The organism is Psychrobacter sp. DD43, assembly GCF_904846555.1.
Classification (GTDB): domain Bacteria; phylum Pseudomonadota; class Gammaproteobacteria; order Pseudomonadales; family Moraxellaceae; genus Psychrobacter; species Psychrobacter cryohalolentis.
Window position 1 is genome coordinate 1 of record NZ_CAJHBE010000010.1, and the last position, 24,446, is coordinate 24,446.

General features: G+C 42.2%; 21 protein-coding genes. 6 read left to right on the forward strand and 15 right to left on the reverse strand.

Annotated elements, in window-relative coordinates:
* Together JMX89_RS06910 and JMX89_RS06915 are read right to left on the reverse strand one after the other, a co-directional pair.
* A partial coding sequence (locus tag JMX89_RS06910) for an ATP-dependent metallopeptidase FtsH/Yme1/Tma family protein (protein WP_201551235.1) occupies positions 1-900 on the reverse strand: 900 nt, incomplete at its 3' end.
* 402 nt (positions 901-1,302) lie between these two features.
* Positions 1,303-1,935, reverse strand: a complete 633-nt coding sequence (locus JMX89_RS06915; protein ID WP_201531098.1) for an RlmE family RNA methyltransferase — start codon at positions 1,933-1,935, stop codon at positions 1,303-1,305.
* Positions 1,936-2,305: 370 nt separating this feature from the next.
* Between JMX89_RS06915 and JMX89_RS06920 the strand changes: the two genes are divergently transcribed.
* Together JMX89_RS06920 and JMX89_RS06925 are read left to right on the forward strand one after the other, a co-directional pair.
* The gene (locus JMX89_RS06920; protein ID WP_011514339.1) at positions 2,306-2,614 is read left to right on the forward strand and encodes a YhbY family RNA-binding protein; all 309 of its coding nucleotides are present in this window, start codon (positions 2,306-2,308) and stop codon (positions 2,612-2,614) included.
* Between the two features lie 222 nt (positions 2,615-2,836).
* Positions 2,837-3,589, forward strand: a complete 753-nt coding sequence (locus JMX89_RS06925) for a DOMON-like domain-containing protein (protein WP_201531099.1) — start codon at positions 2,837-2,839, stop codon at positions 3,587-3,589.
* A 98-nt stretch (positions 3,590-3,687) separates the two neighbouring features.
* Here JMX89_RS06925 and JMX89_RS06930 read toward each other — a convergent pair whose 3' ends face one another.
* The gene (locus JMX89_RS06930; RefSeq protein WP_011514341.1) at positions 3,688-4,416 is read right to left on the reverse strand and encodes a CHAP domain-containing protein; all 729 of its coding nucleotides are present in this window, start codon (positions 4,414-4,416) and stop codon (positions 3,688-3,690) included.
* A 267-nt stretch (positions 4,417-4,683) separates the two neighbouring features.
* Here JMX89_RS06930 and JMX89_RS06935 point away from each other — a divergent pair, with 267 nt between their 5' ends.
* On the forward strand, positions 4,684-5,199 hold the full coding sequence (locus JMX89_RS06935) for a DciA family protein (RefSeq protein ID WP_201531100.1): 516 nt from the start codon (positions 4,684-4,686) through the stop codon (positions 5,197-5,199).
* A 298-nt stretch (positions 5,200-5,497) separates the two neighbouring features.
* Here JMX89_RS06935 and lpxC read toward each other — a convergent pair whose 3' ends face one another.
* The 12 genes from lpxC to JMX89_RS06995 all read right to left on the reverse strand — a co-directional run bounded on the left by lpxC (position 5,498) and on the right by JMX89_RS06995 (position 21,181).
* Positions 5,498-6,415, reverse strand: a complete 918-nt coding sequence (lpxC, locus tag JMX89_RS06940; RefSeq protein ID WP_201551237.1) for a UDP-3-O-acyl-N-acetylglucosamine deacetylase — start codon at positions 6,413-6,415, stop codon at positions 5,498-5,500.
* 358 nt (positions 6,416-6,773) lie between these two features.
* Positions 6,774-7,970, reverse strand: coding sequence for a cell division protein FtsZ (gene ftsZ, locus JMX89_RS06945; RefSeq protein ID WP_201551239.1), 1,197 nt, complete (start codon positions 7,968-7,970; stop codon positions 6,774-6,776).
* A 244-nt stretch (positions 7,971-8,214) separates the two neighbouring features.
* A complete protein-coding gene (gene ftsA, locus JMX89_RS06950; protein WP_201551241.1) occupies positions 8,215-9,507 on the reverse strand; it encodes a cell division protein FtsA in 1,293 nt (430 codons plus the stop codon).
* A 152-nt stretch (positions 9,508-9,659) separates the two neighbouring features.
* On the reverse strand, positions 9,660-10,487 hold the full coding sequence (locus JMX89_RS06955) for a cell division protein FtsQ/DivIB (protein ID WP_201551243.1): 828 nt from the start codon (positions 10,485-10,487) through the stop codon (positions 9,660-9,662).
* A 506-nt stretch (positions 10,488-10,993) separates the two neighbouring features.
* The gene (locus tag JMX89_RS06960) at positions 10,994-12,139 is read right to left on the reverse strand and encodes a D-alanine--D-alanine ligase (RefSeq protein ID WP_227673038.1); all 1,146 of its coding nucleotides are present in this window, start codon (positions 12,137-12,139) and stop codon (positions 10,994-10,996) included.
* Positions 12,140-12,198: 59 nt separating this feature from the next.
* On the reverse strand, positions 12,199-13,638 hold the full coding sequence (gene murC / locus JMX89_RS06965; RefSeq protein ID WP_011514348.1) for a UDP-N-acetylmuramate--L-alanine ligase: 1,440 nt from the start codon (positions 13,636-13,638) through the stop codon (positions 12,199-12,201).
* 69 nt (positions 13,639-13,707) lie between these two features.
* Complete coding sequence (gene murG, locus JMX89_RS06970) at positions 13,708-14,793, reverse strand: undecaprenyldiphospho-muramoylpentapeptide beta-N-acetylglucosaminyltransferase (protein ID WP_201551245.1); 1,086 nt, start codon at positions 14,791-14,793, stop codon at positions 13,708-13,710.
* A 338-nt stretch (positions 14,794-15,131) separates the two neighbouring features.
* Complete coding sequence (gene gshB, locus JMX89_RS06975; protein WP_201551247.1) at positions 15,132-16,103, reverse strand: glutathione synthase; 972 nt, start codon at positions 16,101-16,103, stop codon at positions 15,132-15,134.
* Positions 16,104-16,339: 236 nt separating this feature from the next.
* A complete protein-coding gene (pyrE, locus tag JMX89_RS06980; RefSeq protein ID WP_201551249.1) occupies positions 16,340-17,044 on the reverse strand; it encodes an orotate phosphoribosyltransferase in 705 nt (234 codons plus the stop codon).
* A 71-nt stretch (positions 17,045-17,115) separates the two neighbouring features.
* A complete protein-coding gene (locus JMX89_RS06985; RefSeq protein WP_201551251.1) occupies positions 17,116-18,111 on the reverse strand; it encodes a hypothetical protein in 996 nt (331 codons plus the stop codon).
* Positions 18,112-18,196: 85 nt separating this feature from the next.
* Positions 18,197-19,036, reverse strand: coding sequence for an SDR family oxidoreductase (locus JMX89_RS06990; RefSeq protein ID WP_133104719.1), 840 nt, complete (start codon positions 19,034-19,036; stop codon positions 18,197-18,199).
* 30 nt (positions 19,037-19,066) lie between these two features.
* Entirely contained in the window at positions 19,067-21,181 is a 2,115-nt protein-coding gene (locus tag JMX89_RS06995; protein WP_227673039.1) for a DUF4105 domain-containing protein, read from the reverse strand.
* Positions 21,182-21,390: 209 nt separating this feature from the next.
* Here JMX89_RS06995 and ampD point away from each other — a divergent pair, with 209 nt between their 5' ends.
* The 3 genes from ampD to JMX89_RS07010 all read left to right on the forward strand — a co-directional run bounded on the left by ampD (position 21,391) and on the right by JMX89_RS07010 (position 24,430).
* Positions 21,391-21,981, forward strand: coding sequence for a 1,6-anhydro-N-acetylmuramyl-L-alanine amidase AmpD (gene ampD, locus JMX89_RS07000; RefSeq protein WP_201531116.1), 591 nt, complete (start codon positions 21,391-21,393; stop codon positions 21,979-21,981).
* A gap of 161 nt (positions 21,982-22,142) precedes the next feature.
* Complete coding sequence (gene murJ / locus JMX89_RS07005) at positions 22,143-23,693, forward strand: murein biosynthesis integral membrane protein MurJ (protein WP_201531118.1); 1,551 nt, start codon at positions 22,143-22,145, stop codon at positions 23,691-23,693.
* Between the two features lie 122 nt (positions 23,694-23,815).
* Positions 23,816-24,430: a hypothetical protein gene (locus tag JMX89_RS07010; protein WP_133104722.1), complete on the forward strand. Its 615-nt coding sequence runs from the start codon at positions 23,816-23,818 to the stop codon at positions 24,428-24,430.
* Positions 24,431-24,446 lie beyond the last annotated feature (16 nt).

Here is a 24,446-nt window from a genome sequence, read left to right on the forward strand (position 1 = left end):
AATGACGATAACACCTTCGTTGCCTTCAAATCCATCCATCTCAACCAATAATTGGTTCAATGTCTGCTCACGCTCATCATTACCGCCGCCCATACCGGAACCACGATGACGACCGACAGCATCAATCTCATCAATAAAGATAATACATGGCGCGCTTTTCTTCGCCTGCTCAAACATATCACGGACACGTGACGCACCAACACCGACGAACATCTCAACGAAGTCAGAACCTGAAATCGAGAAGAAAGGTACTTTAGCTTCACCAGCAATAGCTCTTGCTAATAGCGTTTTACCCGTACCTGGAGGACCTACCATCAAGATACCGCGTGGAATCGTCGCCCCAAGCTTGGTAAATTTATCAGGGTCTCGTAGGAACTCGACGACTTCCACGACTTCTTCTTTGGCTTCTTCACAACCAGCAACGTCTTCAAAATTCACTTTGATTTGGTCTTCGGTTAGCATTTTGGCTTTTGATTTACCAAAGCTCATCGGTCCACCGCCTTTACCGCCAGCGCCGCCTTGCATATTACGCATAAAGAATAAAAACAGACCAATAATCAGCAAAATTGGGAAACTGGCTATCAGCAATTGCATCAATACGCTTTGGCGCTTCGGTGCAGTGCCTTGGACTTCAACTTTATTTTCACGCAGCAATGGCATCAGCTCGTCATCCATCACAGCTGGACGAATGGTTTCAAATTCAGAACCATTTTTCTTCTCGCCGGTGATTTGCTCGCCATCGATCTCAACACTGGCTACTTGATTTTCTGACACAGCGGTCACAAATTCAGAGTAGTTAAGGTTATCGGGCTCAGATGATTTATCAAAGCCACTAAACACCAGCACTAAAACGCCGATTACCACCAGCCACAATAAGGTATTTTTTACCATGTCGCTCACTAGTTATTCCCATCCCATACTTATTGGTGTGTTTACTAAACACGTGACGTCTATATATAAACGTATGTCTCGCTATTCAAGGTCTATTGGCGAATTATCATTTCTCATTGCAAATCTAAGGTATAAAACAACCTTATTTTTTTATTAGAGAAATAAGCCGCGCAATAACGATAAATAACTGAGTTTATAAGGCGCTTACTGTCAGACGACTTTGCTAAAAATATCATATAAGCACTTAGAAAAATGCTTAAGAGTTGATTTCAAACAAAGTTAATATATCATGATATGTGGTATTAACCTGAATAATTCAAGCAGCATTCCCATTTATTCAGTTAACGATTGTAGCCGTTTTCATTCAATGATTTTAACTGGCTAATTTTGAGGTGAGAGTTTCATTTCATATTACTTAATTGCGATCCAAAATATCTCTTTTGAGCGCGGTCTAGAAGCACCAGGCTTAATACTACGGATTTTACTAAAATCCGCCTGCATCTGCTTGCGTAATTCTTGTGTACCCTCGCCTTGAAACACTTTCATAATAAGCGCGCCACCTTCTGGTAAGGTTGCCAGCGCGAAATCGACCGCCAGCTCACATAAGTACATCATACGCGGCTGGTCAATGGCACTATTACCTGCTGTATTGGGCGCCATATCAGACAGCACCACATCAACTTGTTTATCACCAACCTCAGCCATGATACGGTCAAACACTTCTGGCTCGCGAAAGTCACCTTGGATAAAGGTAACCTCCGGCAAGGTATCCATCGGCAAAATATCAGAGGCAATCAAGATACCTTTTTCCCCAACCAAGTGACCAGCCACTTGAGACCAGCTGCCAGGGGCACTACCCAAATCAACAACGGTCATACCTTTTTTGATCAGATTGGTTTTTTCATTTATTTCTAATAATTTATAAGCAGCACGAGCACGGTAGCCATCTTTTTGGGCCTTTTGCACATAGTGATCATCAATGTGCTCTTTCATCCAAGCACTACTGCTCTTTGACAATTTTTTGTTTTCAATACGTGTGGCCAAAATTCCTGCTCCTATAACGTGCTTTTCTATATGCGCATATGTATTTATTAACTAATGTCTTAATATACTTTTTGCTTTATATTACTTTCTACAACCATGCAATCAAAAACACTATTAACTATGATTTTCAATACTATCAAGCTATTTATTAGCTTCAAAAGGCTAAACCGTTAATTTTTCTTAGTGAAAACACTGCTTTATAAGAGCGTAGCGTTTATAATGTACCCATAATGGCAGTTTAACATTTTCATCACGTAAAATCGTGCAAAATCCTGCTGATCTCATGCAAGATGATCATAGATTAATTATAATGGTCATGAATTGCTCTAAATTTTATTATATTTTGTTTTTACCAACCCCTAGGAATTCTATGCAACTTGATAACGCAACCATCAAACGCTTAAAAGGCATTGGTCATGATTTGAAACCGATTGTCATGATTGGCAATAAAGGTGTTACGCCAAGCATTACTGAAGAGATTGATCGCGCCTTATCAGATCATGAACTGATTAAAGTAAAATTGCCTGCTGGTACCAAGGAAGAGCGTGATGTCATCGGCGCTGAGCTTGCTGCTACTGCAAAGGCAACTTTGATTCACTCAATTGGTCGTATGGCGCTATTGCTACGCAAAAACCCAAATGCCAATCCTAAGCTTTCAAATCTTGCTCGTAATGTGTAATGCCTCATTACTTGCTAAGTTTATATCGTCTGTTGTATATAAAGTGGTTTAAAATAGCCTGCTGATTTATTTTTAGACAGATGATGACGGTGAATAATAAAAGCCGCGATGCAACTTTGCTCGCGGCTTTTATGTCATTTATAGTTCACTATTTAACATGCGATATTCGTTAGCAGCTATATCATGTTTTATGATGCTAATACTTTTTGAGATAATAAGATAATGAGCCATAGTTTTGATTTATATCTAGCAACTGAAACCTTAGCAGAAGATGCGCAGCAACTTGGCGTGACGCCAGAAGCTTTACAGCAAATTAGCGTACAGGTAAGCGCAACGCTTGTAGCGCAGCCAGAAGCTTATTTGCAGCTAGAATATCGTATGACGTTGCCCACTGAATCTTTAGCTGCTCTATTAGCTTGGCCAAAGTGGCAAGCAGATAAAGTAGGCTTTAAGGATTATCTGTGGGAACAAACCTGCCTTGAGTGCTTTTTAGCAGGTTCTTTAATAAGTAGCCGTTCAGAAGATAGTGATAAGTCCTCCAAAACCAATATGACAATGTCCTATATTGAAATCAATGCCAGTCCTGAAGGTCCGTATGCGCTTTATCAGTTTGACAGCTATCGTTCTCCTACAACACTACCGCCAAGACCTCTTATATACGCTGACGGACAGACACGTGCTGCTATCGATTGGATAGACGGTAACAACCCGAAACTGCTAATAGACTACCCAATATCAACGCATGAACCTTATCACTACCAACGCAGCTTTAGAATGCCACTAGATTCATCGACGTCATTGAATCGTAAGTCAGATTACAGTAATGATGCCCTTATCAAATACATACATCCTTGTGTTATTTTATCCTTTGGCGCTACGATTCTATACTTTGCACCCAAACATGCCTCGCCACCCGACTTTCATAATCGTCAGTATTGGACACCATTTGATAGGCTATTCGCCCTTGCCAAGTAAAAATATCAACTTAATAGCAAGCCTTATTTGAGACATAAAAAAACTCAGTAATGTCATAAAGAGCATTACTGAGTCCGGAGAGAGCGCTTAACTGATACTTATTTGTCAGCCATAGCTAGGTAGATACCACGATCTGAAGCATCATCGACGTATCTAGCATCGCGCCACGTCGTATAGTTGTAATGACCGCTATATGGGCTGATGCTGTTTTGACGGAAGTCAGACACCCAGTCATTACCATCAAATATTTGAATATGGCCATGAGGACGACTTGAGGTACGGTCATAAACAACCACATCACCAACCTGTGGTTCCATGTTATTACTGATTTTAGTAAAACCCGCTTGTGACAGTGTGCCGCGAGACGCATATTGATACGCTGAAGGATTAGGCGTGAATTCGTAGCCCGCTGATTGTAACGCTTTACGGACATAACGAGCGCAATAGCCTGTGCTACTAGATAAAGCGACTCGTGAAGCATTCGCTGCTGCAATAGCAGGCGCCGAATAACGATCTGGCACTGAACTTACTTTCTGCTGACGTTGCTCATAAGACAAACGATTGGTTAGCGAAGCAAGCTGATATTCTTTTTGTTTTGCATGCGCGCTTAAATTATCAATTGCTTGGCTGATTTCATCGTTGCTAGAAACATATGCACCGCTGTTGGTGCTGTAGATGTTACGACTAGAACCGTAGTTCGCAGAAGTAGTGATATTGGTGATGGTATGACTCAAGGTATTATTTGATTGAAAGGTTGTTTCGGCAGCACCACTTGTCTGTGCTACGCCCATTCCCAATACTGATAAAATTAATAAAGCTTGTTTCATAAATTTACTACCTATTGTGAAAACAGAATTGCTCGTCATCCGTGACAAAGCATGAATTAGTTTAGAGAATATAATCATGAAATAAACATGATAAAATATTTAGTACAATCGCTCTTTTACTTCTTAAGTAGCTGATGCTGATATCATTAGCAGCTTAATCATCTACTACATAAATCGTTTGCTACGTCATACCTTGCTTTAAAAATGAGCGTTTAGAGCATGTTTATTATGAGTATCGATTTTTCACCTATTAGATGAGTCATTACGATGTCCAAAAAAAACCCTAACCGCCTTGCCACTCTTATCGATCATCAAGCTTTTGCTGGTAGTGCGCTACCTCAAAGCCTATCTGATAGTATGCGTTTATATGTGCAAGCGACCACTGAAATAAAAGCGCTTTTGGTAGATTGTCTACCTGAGGAAATCCTCAATAACTGCTGGGTCGTAGGCTTAACGTCTGAGCAATTGACACTCAGTGTCGAATCAGTCACTGCTGCCAATCATATTCGCTATTTGCAGAGCGCATATTTGCAAGTGTTAAAAGAGCAGTCAATTACATTTAAACAACTCAAGCAAATTCGCGTCGTCATAGCCAATAAATCTACCAATAATAATTATTCTAAATCATCATCAGGCTTGTCAGCATCACGCTCAATGTCCGTTAAAGCCCATGAAAATCAGGCTCTTAGCCAAAACACAAAGCGGACTATATCACAGGCAGCAGAGCATGTCACCACTGATGAAAACCTCAAAAAAGCACTATTACGCCTTATAAATCCGTAAAAAACCCCTGCAGATAATGTAAAGTTATGTAAACTAATCTGGTAAATGATACGATTCAGGCTGGGTTTTTGTAATTTCAAAAACAAAAAAAATCATCTGTCAGTGGCATTCACATTGTGAACCTCACTGACAAATGATTTTGCTATTCGCTACAGCTTTTATCTCATCTACTATACAGGCAAGTTATCATAAAATAAAGAAATATATATCCACTTAAATGAATATTATTTCACTCTACTTATAACCATTTTATGTAATATTGCGTAAATGTTTCGATACTTCGTGTATATTCCTGTATTCATCCTTCGACAGTTATACCGTTCAAAGGTAAATATTCGATAGGACATGTTACATTGTCATCAAAAGTTACAATTTCAAAGTTATTATGGTCAGATAAAATCTCACGTACCAATAAGTTATTTAAAGCATGACCGGATTTATAAGCATTAAAACGACCCAAAATCGGATATCCAATCAGATATAAATCACCAAGTGCATCTAGAATTTTATGACGAACAAATTCGTCATTAAAACGCAGACCTTCTTCGTTCAAAATATTACTTTCATCGATAACAATCGCATTGTCCATGCTACCGCCTAATGCCAGATTGTTCTGACGCATGGCTTCAATATCACGTAAAAAACCAAAAGTGCGTGCTGAACTCAGCTGCTCAATGAAGTTTTGGGTTGAAAACTGCAATTGGGCATGCTGAAAGTTTTTATCAATCGCAGGATGATCAAAATCAATCTCGAAATTAAGCTCAAATCCATTATAAGGACGTAGCTCTGCCCATTTATCGTCAATTTTGACACGTACAGTACGTACAATCCTGATAAATTTCTTTGAAGCATCCTGTTCGCAAAAACCTGCTTGCAATAACAGTCCTACAAAAGGCGCAGCACTGCCATCCATAATAGGTATTTCTGATGCTGATACACGAATTAATAGATTATCAACGCCAAGTCCCGCTATCGCGCTGAGCAAGTGCTCAACCGTGCCGACACGTGTACCACCAAACACCAGATTAGATGACATCATGGTATCTTGCACCAAAAAGGCACTGGCAGGAATTGGCGTGCTGCCAGTAATATCAGAACGCTCAAAGACGATTCCAGTATCGATTGGTTGCGGATAAAATTCTAAATCAACAGGTTGACCACTATGAAGACCAGTACCTGTAACAGCAATTGCTGTTTTTATGGTTCGTTGATTCATGGCTGTCTTCTCACATATTTTGTTACAATTGCCATAGTGTATCATTACCCGAACCCTGTTCGCTAGCGATAAAAAGCGTTAATTTACCTATCTCTTTGATTGATAACACTTATCGAAGCATTATTATCGGTGACTGTTTAGTCGCAATCACCAACAGACGATTATGAAACATCGGGCTTTGAAAGGCTTCATCTCTTGAAAATACCGCCTAAATTGGTATGAGTAGGTAACATTTTCTGACAAATAGGAATAATCAATATATAAGTAGTTGGTGAATAGCAGAGATTATGAATAGGCACAAAAAAGCCAGCGTTTGAACACTGGCTTTTTTAGAGAGCAATATTTATATGAATGATATCTATTTGTTCTGCTGACGCTTTAGATAATCTTGAATGCTATTGGTCTTAGTTTTAGTCTGTTCAGGCACAGTATTAGAGCGAATTGGGTTTTCTTGATACTGAGCTTGAGACTGTTTTTGACTGTTCAAGGCACTAGTATGAAAGTTTGGATCAACAGGTTGCGTACTATTTACAGAAGGCACAGATTGCTCCACCACTTCAGGCTCTTCACCAGCGTTTTCATCTAAGGTTAAACCAGTTGCAATAACCGTCACATGCAAGTCGTCGCCCATTTTTTCATCAATCACTGAGCCATAGAAGATATGCGCTTCATCGATATCAGTAATTTCTTCGACGATCACACTGATCTTGCTCATCTCATCTAGAGATAAGGATTCAGATGAAATCACGTTGACGAGTAAGCCTTTGGCATTCTCTAAGCGCAAATCATCAAGTAGTGGCGATCTGATGGCTTTTTCAGTCGCTTGACGCGCACGATCATCACCGCTGGCACGACCGATACCCATCATCGCATGGCCCTTAGCGGTCATTGCGGTACGGATATCGTTAAAGTCAATGTTGATCATACCTTCGCTAGCGATGGTCTCTGCAATACCTTGGACTGCATGCAATAGCACATCATCTGCTTTTTTAAACGCATCTTGCATAGAGATGTTGCCGTAGACACTCATCAACTTATCATTTGGAATCGTAATGATAGAATCTACAAAGTTAGTCAGCTGCTCGATACCCGCTTTGGCAGCCTTGATACGTTTGCCGCCTTCAAATTTGAACGGCGTGGTGACTACAGCAACGGTCAATACTTCCATTTCTTTGGCAATACGCGCTACGACTGGTGCAGCACCCGTACCCGTACCACCACCCATTCCAGCGGTGATAAAGACCATATCTGAATGCTCAAGCAGTGCACGAATTGCTTCTTCGTCACTTTCTGCTGCTTCACGACCCACTTCTGGATTCGCTCCTGCACCAAGACCACGGTTGGTTTTTGCGCCAAGTTGTAGCTTATGCGGTGCGGTCAAACGATCAAGCGCCTGTTTGTCCGTATTGGCACAGACGAATGTTACACCTCTAATCCCTTGCTGTACCATATGTTCAACTGCATTACCGCCGCCGCCGCCTACACCGAATACAGTGAAGCTTGCTTGGCCATTATTTTGAAGCTGATTATCATCTGGCATGGTGTATTTTGACATAAAAAAGTTTCTCCAGTTGCAGATAGCGTGATGGTCGATACGTGGTAACACACGCATATGGCGCGCTATCGACTTACTATATATAAATGTATTTGATTAAAACAGGGCCATGGCTTAAATAGTAATGCTTAACCAAGATATGCCGTTATTATACAGGGTATTGCTTTTAATATGCTTGCTTGGTCTAGTTGACAAACCGCTTATCTAATTGGGTAAATAGATTTTCAGCAAGATTACAGGACAATTATAATATCTTTTTCAGTACACTGGCAAAACGTTGACCAGCACTTTGAAAAACACCCGTCACACGATTTTTTTGAATCGCTTCAGGCTCGCTTTTTTCACTGCGCCGAAACTGCTCGCTTTGGCTATATAATAGTGTACCAAATGCCGTTTGATAAGCCCGATCATTAACCTGAAGATTCAGCTGCTTAAAGGATTCATCATTATCAAAATGATTATAAGCACTAATCGCAGGATGCGTATTGGTTAATACCACTGGCATTTTTAATAGTTTTTTCGCAAACGGTATCATGCCTTTAATCGCACTACCGCCACCTGTGAGCACAATGCCCTTATCAATATAGCCTAATAAGTCCGCTTCATGTAACTGGCGTACTACCTCAGTGAAAATCTGCACGTAACGGGCTTCGATAATACGCGCAAGGTTATAGATACCAATGTTGATTTCATCACCTGACCCTTGGGGTTTAAACAGGAAAAATGAGCTTGGATCTACGCTGTTCACATCCACTGTACCATGCGATTTTTTCAGCTTTTCAGCCTCTATCATCGAAATACCAACGTCTGCCGAAATATCCATCGTCACTTCATGGCTACCCGTTGCGATACAATGGGTAAAAATCAGCTTGTTTTCTTTATAAACGCAAATACTTGTGGTGCTGGCACCTATATCTACTAAGCAAACGCCTTGTTGGCGCTCTTCGCTCATCAAGCTATATTCGGCACTGGTTACCGCATCGAAGACAATATGATCAATACCCACATCACAGCTTTGCAATAGTTTTTGGATATTTTGACGACCAGCAACTGGCATCATCATCATGTGATACATCACAGCTATATTGTGCGCCACCATATCAATGGCATCATCAACCATAAACTCTTGATTATCGATATAAATACCTTGCTGACAACAATGCATCAAATAATAGTCAGATGACAAATCTTGCGATTTGGCATTTGAGAGTGCTTGCACCATATCTTTAGCACGAACGAATTCATCTTCTACTCTAACATCGCCCGCACTATTTTTGCTCAATAGCTCAGGAGTTGCCAGCGTAAGCCAGACACTATGCACACGGCAATTAGCGGTATCTTCCGCTTCTTGAATAGCCTGTTTGATAGCACCTTGTAAGCGTTCGCGATGCTTGATTTGACCTTGATAAAAGTCGCTATTCTTAACTTGTCCCACACCCATAATACGGATGTCTTTTGCAGACACAACACTACCAATGACGACATAAACTGCCGTGGCACTTAAATGGACAACAACCAAATTTTCAGTATTTTTCATGGTACCAGACAAATTATCGCTAAACAGGAGAACAAATGATGTCTCCATTAAATCATTAAAATAAGTCTATTATCAGCTGATAATAGCGTATGTATACTCTGTATAAAAAATAAAGCAGACAAGTTTAGCGTGTTGGCTACTTTATATATTACTTATAGAGGTGCTTCAGTTGATGGTTTTTCGTTTACGGGTGTGTCATTATCTTTTGGCACTGCTATATTCCATGCAATCGTAAATCCATTTTTGTAACGAAGATCTACTGATTGTATCTCATCACGGCGGTTTTTTAACTGATTACCCAGCAGCTGGCTTAAATTCAGTAACTTTTGCGCCGTATTCTCATTATCAACGATAATACGTAACCCATTATCAAAACGAATCAGCCACGTCATTCTTGGCGACAAAATAATATCTTCAACTTGTAAGCCAAGCGGAGCATACCAGTCATTGACTTGCTGCATCTGTTGCATAATAACCGGCGCTTGAGTCATATTGCCTTGCAAAGTTGCAAAGTTCTCTTGCGTTAAATCTCTACTATCAGCAGGGACAAACACATTGCCTGTTGCATCCACTAGACGCTCAGTACCAAAATTTGCCACTGCTTGCTTAGGCAATACGGTAACCACAATACCTTTTTGCCAGTCACGACTAATACTGACCTGATCAACCCAAGCCAAACCAGTGGTAATATCTCTCAGCACTTGCAAATCAGAGGTGAAAAAGCTACTCACACTTTGCTGATTCATAACATGCTGTAGCGCCCGATATTCGGCAACCGTCAATCCTTGATGATCGACATGAATAGCTGCTGGAGGTGCGTCACGTAAAGCCTTACCGCCCATTATCAATATCAGCACTAATAACCCAAGCACCAATACGGTAAAAAAGTATCTAACCGCAGTGGGTACTTGAAAGTTTGATTTTGGGTGACGGGTTTTATCACTCATCAAGTCAGCGACGTCATTGACAGTTTGAGCCATATTAAACTTCGTCCCTATATTTAATCAAAATAATCTGTATATTTCATACATTCGATTCATATTTACGTAAATCGATGATCTTTTTTATTTATGCAAAAGCGCTTATCACTTTAATAGACGTAAAATCTACTTAATAGATATGCTATCAATTCGTAACTTTAAATGGCAATATAAAGTGTGCTTATCGGCCTTTAAATGTAACATTTCTCTTATTTAATGAAGTACTTACCAAAGCGTTGCATAACTATCACCAAAACCACTAGATAGTTACAATATTAACGCATTTTACCTTCAAACAATAGCCTAACCCCTACTACTACTAACGAATTTACACAAGTTTACACGAAGCTGTGGTATAGCAGCTATAGCGATACATTACGAATAATGAGAAGCTACTATTCAACAATGATAAATAGTTTAAATACCTCATTTATTGAAATAATCACTCTTGTATAATTACTAAGAACAGCTTGTTTTATATAGGCAGTGACTTATTTAATAAAGTGTTACACCGTTTGCGCCAAAATATGCCAGCACAAGCTCTCGAAATCCATGCCACGAGCTTTGGCTGCCATTGGTACCAAACTATGACTGGTCATGCCCGGTACGGTATTAATCTCAAGTAGCCAAAAGTTGCCCGCTTCGTCTTGCATCGCATCGATACGTCCCCAGCCTTTTGCATCAACGGCACGAAACGCCGATAAACTTAGATCTTGCAAATGCTTTTCATCCGCAGCACTTAAACCACAAGGGATATAGTAGCTGGTATCGTTACGATTATACTTGGCTTCGAAATCATAAAAATTGGTGATATCCGCAGGCTCTAAGCGAATGACAGGATAAGCTTCATCATCAATGATAACGATAGTAAACTCGCGACCAGTTATCCAGCGCTCCGCCATCACTACATCGCCACATTGTACGGCGGTTGCATAGGCAGCAGGAAGCTCATCAAGGTTATTAACCTTAGTCATACCAATGCTTGAGCCTTCATGAACAGGCTTGATAATCAGTGGTAGTCCTAACATATTAACCACCTGCTGCCAGTCGGTATCAGCGGTTAGCAATGAAAACGGTGCAGTCGATAATCCGCAGCCTTGCCACAGCTGTTTGGTACGTACTTTATCCATACCAAGTGCTGACGCTAAAATACCTGAGCCGGTTTGAGGAATATCAAACCACTGTAGCACGCCTTGCAGCAGACCATCTTCGCCACCCCGACCATGTAAGACATTAAATACACGATCATACTGACGTAGTTCAGTAATGTCTTGATGCTTAGGATCAAAATGCGTGGCATCAACCCCTTGGTTTTGTAGTGCTTGCAATACAGCTGCACCGCTGTCTAAAGACACGCTACGCTCATTACTATTCCCACCGTAAATGACAGCAACTCTACCAAACTCATTCGCCTCTTTTACTTTACTTTCTTTAATAGCGGGTAACGTATTAGCGCTTTGGCTATTGTTATTTACTTTATCCTGCTCTGCTTGTGCAGCAGCTGCTAAAGCTGTTTCTGGATTGATAATAGGGGCAGCGTTATTTTGAACATTGCCTTTAATGTTGTTGTTACTGTTATCTGTAGGGTTTTGCTCAACATTAACGCCATCTTCATCAATATTATTATTTTCTTTAGTATTATTCATGGTCATCGTTAGTGCTCCTAATATTTTTAAAGCAATGCTTCTAAGGCTTCTAAGGCTTCTAAGGCTTATTTGATATAAAGATTATTCGCGGCGAGATCGATAGCTATTTGCCCGACATTACCCGCGCCTTGGGTGATCAGCATATCACCTGCTTTCAATAATCGCTGCATGACAGGGGCAATATTATCTTTATCCACTATCGTTGGCTCGACGGCACCGCGCAAACGTATACTACGTGCTAAGGCTTTAGTGTCCGCACCGGCAATAGGGCTTTCACCAGCAGAGTAGACATCCAACAATAATAACTCATCAACACTTGAGAGTACTTCGACAAAATCATCGAAGCAGTCACGGGTACGGCTGTAACGATGAGGCTGGAACATCATCACTAAGCGACGCTCAGGGAAGCTTTGACGCGCCGCTTTGATGGTGGCATCAACTTCTTTTGGATGATGACCATAATCATCAATCAGCAGCACATTACCATCATCTATCTCCACAGAGGCATGTTGCTCAAAACGACGACCAACCCCTTCAAACTTCTGTAGCGCACGGGTAATTGCCGCATCATCCACGCCTTCGTCAGTCGCCATAGTAATGGCTGCAAGCGCATTGTAGACATTATGCACGCCCGGAATATTCAGTGTCAGACGCAATGGCTCATGATCACGACGTAGTACTGTAAAATGGGTTTTTGTACCTTCGGTGACCAAATCAACGGCTTGTACATCATTAAATGGCTCAAGACCAAAGGTCAATACTGGACGCCCAATATCATCAATCATCGCGTACAGCTCAGGATCATCACCGCAGACCACTGCCAAACCATAAAACGGCATGTTTTGTAAAAACTGAATATAAGCTGCCTTTAATTTATCAAAACTATTACCATAAGTTTCCATATGATCTTGATCAATATTGGTGACAATCGCCGCCATCGGATGCAATGACAAGAATGAAGCGTCAGACTCATCAGCCTCGGCAATTAGAAAACGACTGCTACCAAGCGCGGCATTTTTACCCGAAGCATTAAGCTTACCGCCAATCACATAAGTAGGATCTAAATTTCCTTCTGCCATCATAGTGGTCAGCAAACTGGTCGTGGTGGTTTTACCATGCGCCCCAGCAATAGCAATACCGTGACGATAACGCATCAATTCACCAAGCATATCGGCACGGCGCACTACCGGAAGACGTGCTTCGAGTGCTGCTTTTACTTCGGGATTGCTACGATCGATGGCAGACGATACAACGATGACATCAGCATTGGCAATGTTTTTGGAATCATGACCGATAGCAATATCAATACCAATCTGCGCCAAACGTTTGGTCACTAAGCTCTCAGTAATATCAGAACCACTGACTTGATAGCCTTGATTATTCATAACCTCAGCGATACCGCACATCCCTGAACCACCAATACCAATAAAATGTAGATGCTGAATACGGCGCATTTCTGGTATTTCAATCAAACGTTTGGTTAAGGCTTTAGCAGAGGTTGGCATAAGGGTTTCTCTTTTTATAAGACGGATAAAATATAATAAGGCAAAAATATCGGGTATTTATTTGTTTATCTATAAAGCTTGCCAGATAGTATTGGCAACGTGTTGGCAGGCTTGGCGATTGGCAAGCGTATGACCTTTTTTTGCCATCTCTAAGCAAGCAGGTCGATCAAGGGCTGCAAGCTCTTCACTCAAGCGTTTGGGCGTCAATTCATTTTGCGGTAATAGAATCGCCGCTTTATGTAATGTCAACGTCCGCGCATTTGCCGTTTGATGGTCATCAACTGCACTTGGCAATGGTACAAAAATCGCGGCAATACCCACATTTTGGATTTCAGTAACGGTCAACGCACCAGCACGGCAAACAATAATATCTGCCCAGTTATAAGCCGCTGCCATATCATCGATAAATGGCTGTACGGTAAACTTGTGCATACTCAAATCTTGCTCATCGTAAGCTGCTTGTGTGGCAGCCTCATTATTACGCCCGCATTGGTGACGTACCTCAAACGGACTTTCTATTAACGCCAGTGCTTTTGGCACGGTCTCATTTAGCACTTGTGCACCCAGTGAGCCGCCAACCACTAGCAGTTTTAATGCTGAGCAGTCATTTATATCATAACGCGCTATAGGTTCAGCAACACCAGTAATCGCATTACGTACTGGATTACCAACTGTTTCAAGTTTTGCATCAAGCTGACTATTACCAAAGGTATTTTCAAACGCTTGCAAGACTTTGGTCGCCATCTTCGCTAAGTAGCGGTTACTCATGCCAGCAATGGCATTTTGCTCATGGATAATAAGCGGTGTCTTGGTCAAACGGGCTGCTATACCGCCGGGTGCGCTGACATATCCGCCAAAGCCAACCACTATATCAATATTATTACCACGAATGATTTTGATCACTGCCATAGTCGCAGAAAGCAATGTAACTGGCATTTTAAGCAAACGCCCAATCCCTTTACCGCGTAAGCCTTGCATCTCAATCGCATGAAAAGGATAACCGGTTGGCGCCACCAAACCATTCTCCATACCGTTTGGTGTGCCTAACCAATGAATCACCGCACCGCGCTTAGTCAGTTCTTCACTAACCGCAAGTGCTGGAAATACATGCCCGCCAGTACCAGCAGCCATCATTAATATGTGCGGTGTCTTCATGAAACGCCTGCCTATCTTTTTTGTATTGATATGAAGGACTTATTGTCCTATAGCCATCTTACTCATCGGGTCATTAGAGCTGTTTAAAAGCCCGCATAGTATAGTGTAAATCGTGGTCTGATATATAGTCATTTCTGCCCGACCAATAACAAAAATCCAAGCCGTGAATAATCGCGACTTGGCTTTGGTAAATACCGCGAAATCGTTATCAAAACGCTAGTTCCCTGACGTTTTAACGATCTATGTTAGCACAACTATTTTTACTCATTGTGCCAGTAGATGAGCATTACATTACTCTATCCTTACAGCTTATTTAACTAACAAACTTTAGCAGCCTATTAGATTAAAAGTTTTCGCTCTATTGCGATGATAAAATCGGTCGCAATGTCTGTACCACATTGATCATCAATCTCACGTACACAGGTTGGACTGGTGACATTAATTTCCGTAATGCGTCCGCCAATTAAGTCTAAACCGACGAACATCAGCCCTTTTGCTTTGACAATAGGCGCGACCACTTCTGCAACTTGGCGTTCGATATCGGTCAGCGGCATGGCTACACCGCTACCACCAGCGGCAAGATTCCCACGCGTTTCACCCTTTGTTGGAATACGAGCCAAGGTATAGTCAACCACAGTGCCATCGACAATAAGTACGCGCTTATCACCTTCTTTAATCTCTGGTAGATAACGCTGCGCCATAATTGGCAGCGTTTCAAGCTCAGTCAACATCTCAAGCGTCACGCCAATATTTGGGCTATCAGCAGTCAAACGAAATATACCCGTACCGCCCATACCATCTAATGGCTTGACAATAACGTCTTGCTGCTCAGCGATAAATTTGCGAATGTGAGCCTGTTTACTGGTCACAATCGTAGGGCTCATATAATCATTAAACCACGTCGCAAACAATTTCTCATTACAATCACGAATGGCTTGTGGGTCATTGACGACCAGTACACCTGCGGCTTTGGCATGATCAAGCAGGTAAGTTGCATAGATAAAGCGCATATCAAACGGTGGATCTTTGCGCATCAAAATCACATCAAAATCGCTAACTGTGCTCGTCTTTTTGTCGCCCAATGTATAAAAATCTTGAGGATCACGCTTGACAGTGACCGACTGCGTATCGACCATTAGCTGTCCACGATCGAGCCATAAATCATGGATTTGACAATAGCCCAGTGTGTGCCCGCGATCTTGCGCGGACCACATCATCGCCAGACTGGTGTCTTTTTTGTAATTAACTTGCTCAATAGGATCCATAATCACAAGTATATTCAAAGATTTTTTTGGCTGTTCTAGGCTCATAAGAAGACTCATTTACGTGGTGTTATTAATAGATAAAACGGACATAAACCCCATGTCAGCATGCCAACAATATAGCTATAGTCAGTCCTAAATAACAGAAATACAAATATTATCAATCACTACTGGTATTAATTTTTCTTGCTTGCTGTAGCTAGCCGACAAAGGCTGCGAATTATTAACTCAAGTTATGCTGTACTCCTTTAAAATCGATCAACTATAGCAACGACGGCGCTTAACTATACGCCGTACTGAGCACGGTAATGCTGCATTTTTGCAAGTTGGGTTGCATCTTTGTTCGGATCATTGCTCTCTGCTAAATAGCTAATCAAGTCATCAATATCAATAAGGGCGCGCACTGGAACGTTTAACGTTGCCGCCAGTTCCTGAATCGCAGAGTGCTCAGCTAAGCCTTTTTCCTTACGGTCAAGCGCCACAATAATACCGGCAACCTGCGCCCCAGCTTGTTCTAAAATCTCAACCACTTCACGCATCGCTGTGCCAGCGGTAATCACATCATCCAATACCCAAACCGCCTTGCCACTGACGTCAGCGCCGACCAAATTACCACCTTCACCGTGTGTCTTGGCTTCTTTACGGTTGTAGCCCCAGTTGGCATTGATACCATGATGTAACCATAAAGCCTGTGCGGTTGCTGCCACAAAGGGAATACCCTTATAAGCCGCACCAAAGATAACCAGTTCTTGTGCGCCTTTACCCTTATTTGTAGCAGCCATCTGTTCAGCTAAGGCATCTGCATAACCACGTGCTAATAGCGACAACATCTCACCTGATGCAAGCAAACCTGCATTAAAAAAATACGGGCTAATGCGACCAGACTTTAAGACAAACTCACCAAACTTTAAGACTTGGTTGTCTAACGCCAGTTGAATAAAGGCATGAGATGAAAATGGGACATTGTTAGCGTATTGGGCATGGGGCATTAGAGAATTCCTATGAACAAAAAGAAAGGTTTAAAAATGATTATCATGACGCGCATTATAGGCGTTGGCGCTTAACTTGACCAACCATTGATATCATAATCTTGCATATTGGGATATCGGGTCAGAAGACCGCAACGTGAAGAGAGGTCAAAATAACAGTGACCATCACGACTCACTTGAATGTTCCAGCACAAATGATGAGCGGCTATGATCACATGCCCTGCAAAAATTCGAATTTGGCGATAGGCATGCCGCTGAGCAGGCTCACAGATACTCTGACTGAGTAAGTAGCTGCGTATATGCTGGCAAATTTGCGCGGCACTATAACTATGGTTGATACTTTTGCGACGGCTGCACTGCTTTAAAGCATGAACAGCAACGCTACACGCCATAATATCAGTCGCTAAGCTGCCCTCACCTAACTCGAACTGCTGCGGCTGCAGTATTACGTGCCAGTCATCAGCATACATACTATTTAAAAGCTCATCAGGGTTATAGCGTTTGGTCAGGGTGCGCAGAGATAGTGCAGCAGATACTTTGGTTTTAGCATTAATATCTTTATCACTCTCTTCGCTCTCTGTCTCTGAAAATCCATAACGATTCAATCTTGGATACGCCCGAATTGCTTGTTGAATATCTGACATATCTAGTAAAACCATCTCATTTAACGACGACATTAATGGCTGCTCGCTCTGATTGTGATAAAAACTATCAGGCAGCGCTATCAATTTAGCAGCGTTTAGTAATGATAAATGTTCTGCTAATGCCTCTGACGCAATAAGCGACCATTTTGACAAGCTGTCCTTATCAGGCTGATAAAAACGGGCAGCATTGCCATATAATCGGCGTAATTGCCCATTTAAGCGTCGCGCTGGTTCTGGAATATCCGTTAGCGGTCTTGCAGGATCTAATGGCACTTGCGTCGGATCAAAATTAGGATGGACAATCGCAGGCTGGTCACTACTGAATAAAACGGCTGATTGCGCCGCATTATTATTTGCAAACTGACCCTCTGCCACAAGATCAACACTGAATAAACCCTCATCAGAAGTAAAAGGCTGGGTCATGAAATCTCCCTAAGTGAGTGCTATTATAAAACAGCATCCATGAACAATATATTTGAAAACGTATTTGAGCACTATAGCTAATTTATTAATTCTGATGACGCAAAATATCTTCATATCCCATTTGCCAATCAGGATACGTCAGCCACGCTAACGGAATATTGCTATGCAAGCGCTTTCCGGTCATGGCGCTATTCTTATCATCAAGTACTGGCAGCGCTTCACCCAGTTGCTCACATAGCCAAATGGTCAGCGTAAAGGAAGTCACTGGCAAATAATCGGTTGCAATATAAACAGGCTTTGGTACCTCTATCGTCAGTACTTTGGCGATAATATTGACCAAATCAGAGTCCATAATGCGATTGGTCCACACGCCAGCTGCTATCGGCTTTTTCTCTGACTCTTTAGCTTTACGCACACGCATTAAGCGCTCGCGCCCATAAATACCACTTGGGCGGATGATAATTGTTTTATTATCAAAACCTTGTTTCAGCATTTGCTCTGCTTGCAATATCACCTGTGATGCTTCGCGTTTAGGCAGCATCGGCACGGTATCTTTATCGATCCATTCACCGTTATCTTGCCCATAGATGCCAGTTGAAGAAATAAAAACAATGCGCTGAAGATTGGATAGTTTATCCGCAAGCAACGCTAGATGCTGGTTAATCGCCAAGTAGCTATTGTGATAACCATTGGTTGAGTACTCATCAGGGGTGACGATGATAGCAATATGAGTAAAGTCTTGCAGTTGCTCAGCGCTAAGCGTCAACGCATCTGCTTGCATAAATTTAGCTTTATCATCCAGTGCGTAATGCTGTCGCTCATTACGTGCCAGCCCTGTGACATTTAAGCTATCTTGCGCAAGCTTATTGGTCACTGGTAATCCAATGTCACCTTGACCGATAATTAATATATTATGCGTATTCATCATAATTCCTGCCTGCCTTTGAAGATGCTGCTAAAAATAACGTCGATATGACAGCTGTACATCGTCATTAGCATCAATGCGATCTTGCCATTCATAATTGGCATTGATACGTAATGCTTGTTTTTTATCGATATCGTATTGTAGCCCTAAGCTTGATATCGGCTGCCAATAATGACCGCGCACATTAGAGTCGTCGCTGCTGCCATGATACCAATATGGCAATTGCAATTCAGCCTGCGCACGTAACCGATTGTTAATCTGATAACGACAGCCAGCGTTTACGCCTGCGCCGACACGAAAGCCTTTATTAATACCACGCCCCGTTTGCGCGGTACCTGCCAAAAAGGTATAACAAAGCTGCGGCGGCATCTCGCCTGTACCTGCACTAGGCGTACCAAATGCCCATGACCAACCAGACTCATAGCCCAAGCTACCAACTAAATGGTCGGTACCGTCTTGCTGCGAGCCATCGTTTACACGCGTGGCCTCTATACTCGCGCCCCAAGTTTTGCCCTTCTTAGCCGAATTGACAGGGTTAAAAGAACGCCCTTTAATCAAAGTCAAATTCTGTAACACCACACTTTTTGGCTGATTGGCTTTATCATTGTCTGTGTCATACAAACGCAAAGTCGCCACTGCACCTTCTAAATCAAAAAACTGCGGAAAACCAGATGGACTATCAAGGGTATCATGATAGCCTGCGCGCATGCCAAGATCGATATAATTGTTGTCCCCGCGCTGACCGATGCCAATATGTCCCATTTGCAGCGAATGTCTATTAAGAGGATTGGTATCTGAGACCGTAATCTGATGATTGAGTAACGTCTGACCATCAGCTGACATACTCGAAACCGTATTTAGCTGCGCCGACTTAATCTCATTAAGCGACTGTTTTGGGTTGTTATAATAGCCGAGCTGATCACGCTGCTGTTTGACTTTATTCAATTGTGCTTGGCGTAAGGTACTATCAGCCGGCGTATAGTTGGTGCTGGCAAGCAAACCTTCTTTATTCAGTAGCTGTACCACGTCTGATGGAATAACGGCATAAGGCAACTGACTTAATAAATGCTGCTCTGGGCGTACCACATCTATCAAGCGCAAAATCTCAGAAGCGCAGTTGTCGGTGGTAAAATAATAGGGCAGTTTTACATCTTTGGTCTCCCAAACATGCAGTATGATTTGCTGTACTTCCTCTGGGCTCAAGTCCAATCGATACGTCCATGCATCACGCTCATCGTCTTGCAGATAATTGGCCAGTTTTTTTGGATAAGAGTCAATCTCAATCAGATTGTTATAGCCACCCGTCATAGATTTGATGGTGTACAGTACAAAGTTGTCCTTGGTATCACCATCGACCGTATCATTTAGCGCATAAGCATGATGAATTTGGCTTGGGTCAGCCACGCTTGCTTTTGAGTCGATACGCAATAAAGTATGAGCAAAAGCAGACTGAGGATTGTCTAAGTACTCTTGCGCAAACATAATAGACAGCTGCTCAGGTGCCAGTTTTTGCATCCATGCCGTCAGCTCTGGACAAGTTACCTGCATCGCTGAATTATCAATGCCCAATGTCTCGCTCAACCACTGCGTACGCGCTGGAAAACGGCATAGCGCAGAGTTACTATTACTAGCTTGGGCAGCATTATTAGCTTTGGCAATATTAGCTTTGGCACTATTGGTTGTCTTAGCCATCTCATCAGCGAAGGCAACAAGCATCGCATCAAGCTCAGCAGCTGAATCTTCACGCCCATTTGAGCTCAAAAAGAAACGAGCGTTATCGACCGTGCTGATGTTTTTATTTTTGCCAAACAAGCCTTTTTTATCATCAGAGAAATATAATAAGCGGCGCCACGTCGTATCTTGGGCAAGATTTTTTGTCGTTGCCTGCTCACGCCATAGATTTAGCAGCTGATTTGCATCTGTTTCGGCTTTAGCCTTGTTATTATTGGTATTGGTATTGGTATTGGCATCGGTATTAAGCGCAAGCTCACCAGTCGTGACCAGTGATGCAGGCGTTGGTAAAAATGCTTGTGCTTGCGCAGTTAGCAGCAGTCCAGCTATCGCCAATGACAAACGTGCACGGCGGCTAAGCTGTATTGGCGTTCCATCTAGCGCAATACGATTTGAAACTGAGTGTATGGACATAAGTAAAATCTCGCACTGTAAAGGTGATACGCTTATCGCGTGATGGACGCTCATTAAAAATTTATGAGTAACAATAGACTTTTAGCAAAATATTATTGACGTCTCTCTTGTTTATACTGAAATGACGATATATTTGCTATTTATTTATACCAAATTTACGATAAAACGCATTCTTCTGCTGATTAATAACCACAATAAAAGAGAGCATTATGTCTATAGCATCATCAATGACTATCAACGAGGGTCAATTATCTGCCGCCACGTGGCTTGCATCGCCAAACACTAATAAAAGACCTGAACATATCCGCATTGATACAATTGTTATTCACAATATTAGCCTACCGCCTAACGAGTTTGGCGCGTGCGGTTCTGATGGCAACCACTACGTCAAAGCCTTGTTCACCAATCAGTTAGACTGGGACGCCCATCCTTATTTTCAGACGATAAAAGGTGCTGAAGTTTCCGCACATTTATTTATCGAGCGTGACGGTACGATGACGCAGTTTGTGAATTTTAACGAGCGTGCATGGCATGCTGGCAGGTCGAGCTATCTTGGTCGAGCTGAGTGTAATGATTATAGCATTGGCATTGAGCTTGAAGGGTCAGATTTTGTGCCCTTTAGCGCGGCGCAGTATGAAGCATTGGCAAACGCAATCGTCGCAATCTATGACGCGTATCCCAAAACCCGTCGGCATCTGACTGGTCATAGTGACATTGCACCTGGTCGCAAGACTGACCCCGGTGATTGTTTTGAATGGACAAGATTGCGTGAAATGGTAGCCCGCCTTCTTGAGGGCTAAACCTTACTTCAATGAGGATAAAATCTCAAGAAATAGAAGAATACATATTCCATATTCAATGCATTTACCTAGGTTATGAAAGTGCTATAATCTGACAGTTTTTTTGACTCTCGTAAATCAGCAAGCAACCATCACTAAACAAATTGGCATAATAGGTTCTCATGGCAAAAAGTCGGTTATTTCGTTCAACCATGGTAGTCAGTAGTATGACTATGCTGTCGCGTATTTTAGGTCTGGTACGCGATATTGTGTTATTAGGCGTCTTTGGCGCTGGCGGTCTGATGGACGCTTTCTTGGTCGCCTTTAAGATACCGAACTTTCTGCGACGCCTGTTTGCTGAAGGCGCATTTAGTCAGGCCTTTGTACCTGTTTTATCTGAATATAAAGAAAAATATAGTCTACGAGAAGTACAGATATTAGTCAGTCGCACGTCAGGCGCGCTGATGTTAATTTTATCGATGCTTACCGTAGTGGTTATTTTAATGGCACCGTGGGTCGTGACTTTATTTGCGCCCGGTTTTTCTGATCAACCTGATAAGTTTGCGATTACCGCTGAGCTGTTGCGCCTCACCTTCCCTTACTTATTATTTATTTCCATGACCGCTTTTGCCAGTGGCATTTTACAAAGTTACGGACGTTTTGCGGCACCAGCCTTTGCACCTGTATTGCTCAATCTGTGTATGATTGGTGGCGCGCTGGTTTTTGCACCTATGTTTGAGACGCCCATTATGGCGCTAGGTTATGCGGTCGCTATCGCTGGTTTATTACAGCTCCTACTGCAATTGCCACAGTTATCCCAACAAAAACTACTGGTGATGCCCAAAATCGACTTCCAGCATGAAGGCGTCAGACGCATATTAAAGCTGATGCTACCTGCTATCTTTGGGGTGTCGGTTACTCAAATTAATCTGCTATTAAATACTATCTTTGCCTCTTTGATGATTGGCGGCTCAGTCTCGTGGCTATATGCCGCTGAGCGTATGAGCGAGTTACCCCTTGGTTTAATTGGTGTGGCAATTGGTACAGTCATTTTGCCAAGCCTATCAAAAAGTGAAGCCCAAAAAGATGATGTCAGTTTTAAAAAGACCATCGATTGGGCAGCTCGCTTAATTATCTTAGTCGGTGTACCTGCATCGGCAGCACTGTTTATTCTGTCTGACGTGCTCATGCAAGCGCTATTTTTACGTGGCGAATTTACTTTACGTGATGCGCAAATGAGTTCGCTTGCGCTAAAAAGCATGGCGGGTGGCATCCTAGGCTTTATGTTAATAAAAGTCTTTGCCCCTGCGTTTTTTGCTCGTCAAGATATCCGTACGCCCGTCAGAATCGGTATTATTTCCGTTTTTGCTAATATGATCTTTAGTGTTATCTTCATTGGGATATTTTACTTCCTTGAGATTCCATTGCATGGCGGTCTGGCACTTGCGACGACTGGCGCATCATTTGTGAATGCAGGCTTACTGTATTACTTCTTGCATAAGCGTGATATTTTCCGTTTTGGCAGTCACTGGAAAAAACTGTTTGCGCAGTTTGCAATCTCTACCAGTGCTATGATCGCTGTGCTTTATGTCATGCTACCGTACTTTCCAACCGACAAGGCACAGTGGCAACGTTTGGTTGCGCTGCTGATTATGTGTGTGGTCGGTGCGCTGGTTTACGGCGGAGTATTATTAGCAACAGGCTTCCGTCCTCGCCAACTCAAACATGGTTAAAAGGGTGTGATAAATTATTGGTTTACCAAACCAAAACAAGCTCAATATGAGAATTGACAGTGCATACTGCTGATAGTTGCCATAATGGCTTATTGTTAAATTACTCAATATTAAGGTTTTATATGACTACTCAGCAGCTTGCAGCTCAACGCTTACCTATGATTTTTGCGACCGGTCTACTCAGTGCTGGACTATTAATAAGCGGTTGTAGCGATAATAACAAGGTAGAGACCCAGCCAGCAGACGAGACAACAGACGGCTCATCTGCCATAAATACTGTTAACAGCACGGATGATGTCGATAGTACTGCTGATGTTAATAAGACTGATAGCATAGCTAACAGTGATACGGCTAAGACAGATAACGACATCGTCAGTCAAGATATCAGCCCTATCGCAGCGGCTGTAAAAGAGCCAAGTATACTAACCAATCGAACCGAAGCAGGTACACCAGAAAATACGGTGAAACTAGCGCTTGATACCTTATATTATGGCGACGTTAAGAAAGCAGCGTCATACTATAAAGTCGATATGGAGAATTTCGCTGAAGAGTTAAAAAACACCCAGTTTGCCTTTAAGCAGACGGTTGAAGCGGTCACTATTATTGATACCAAGTACAATAGCGATAAAACAAAAGCCACGGTCACAGGTGAGCTAAGATTAAAAGGTCAAAGTGAGCCTGCGCCTTTGGCTTATGAGCTGCAAAAAATCAATGGTGAATGGAAAATATTGGGGTAAAAAATGCTTGTTTAAA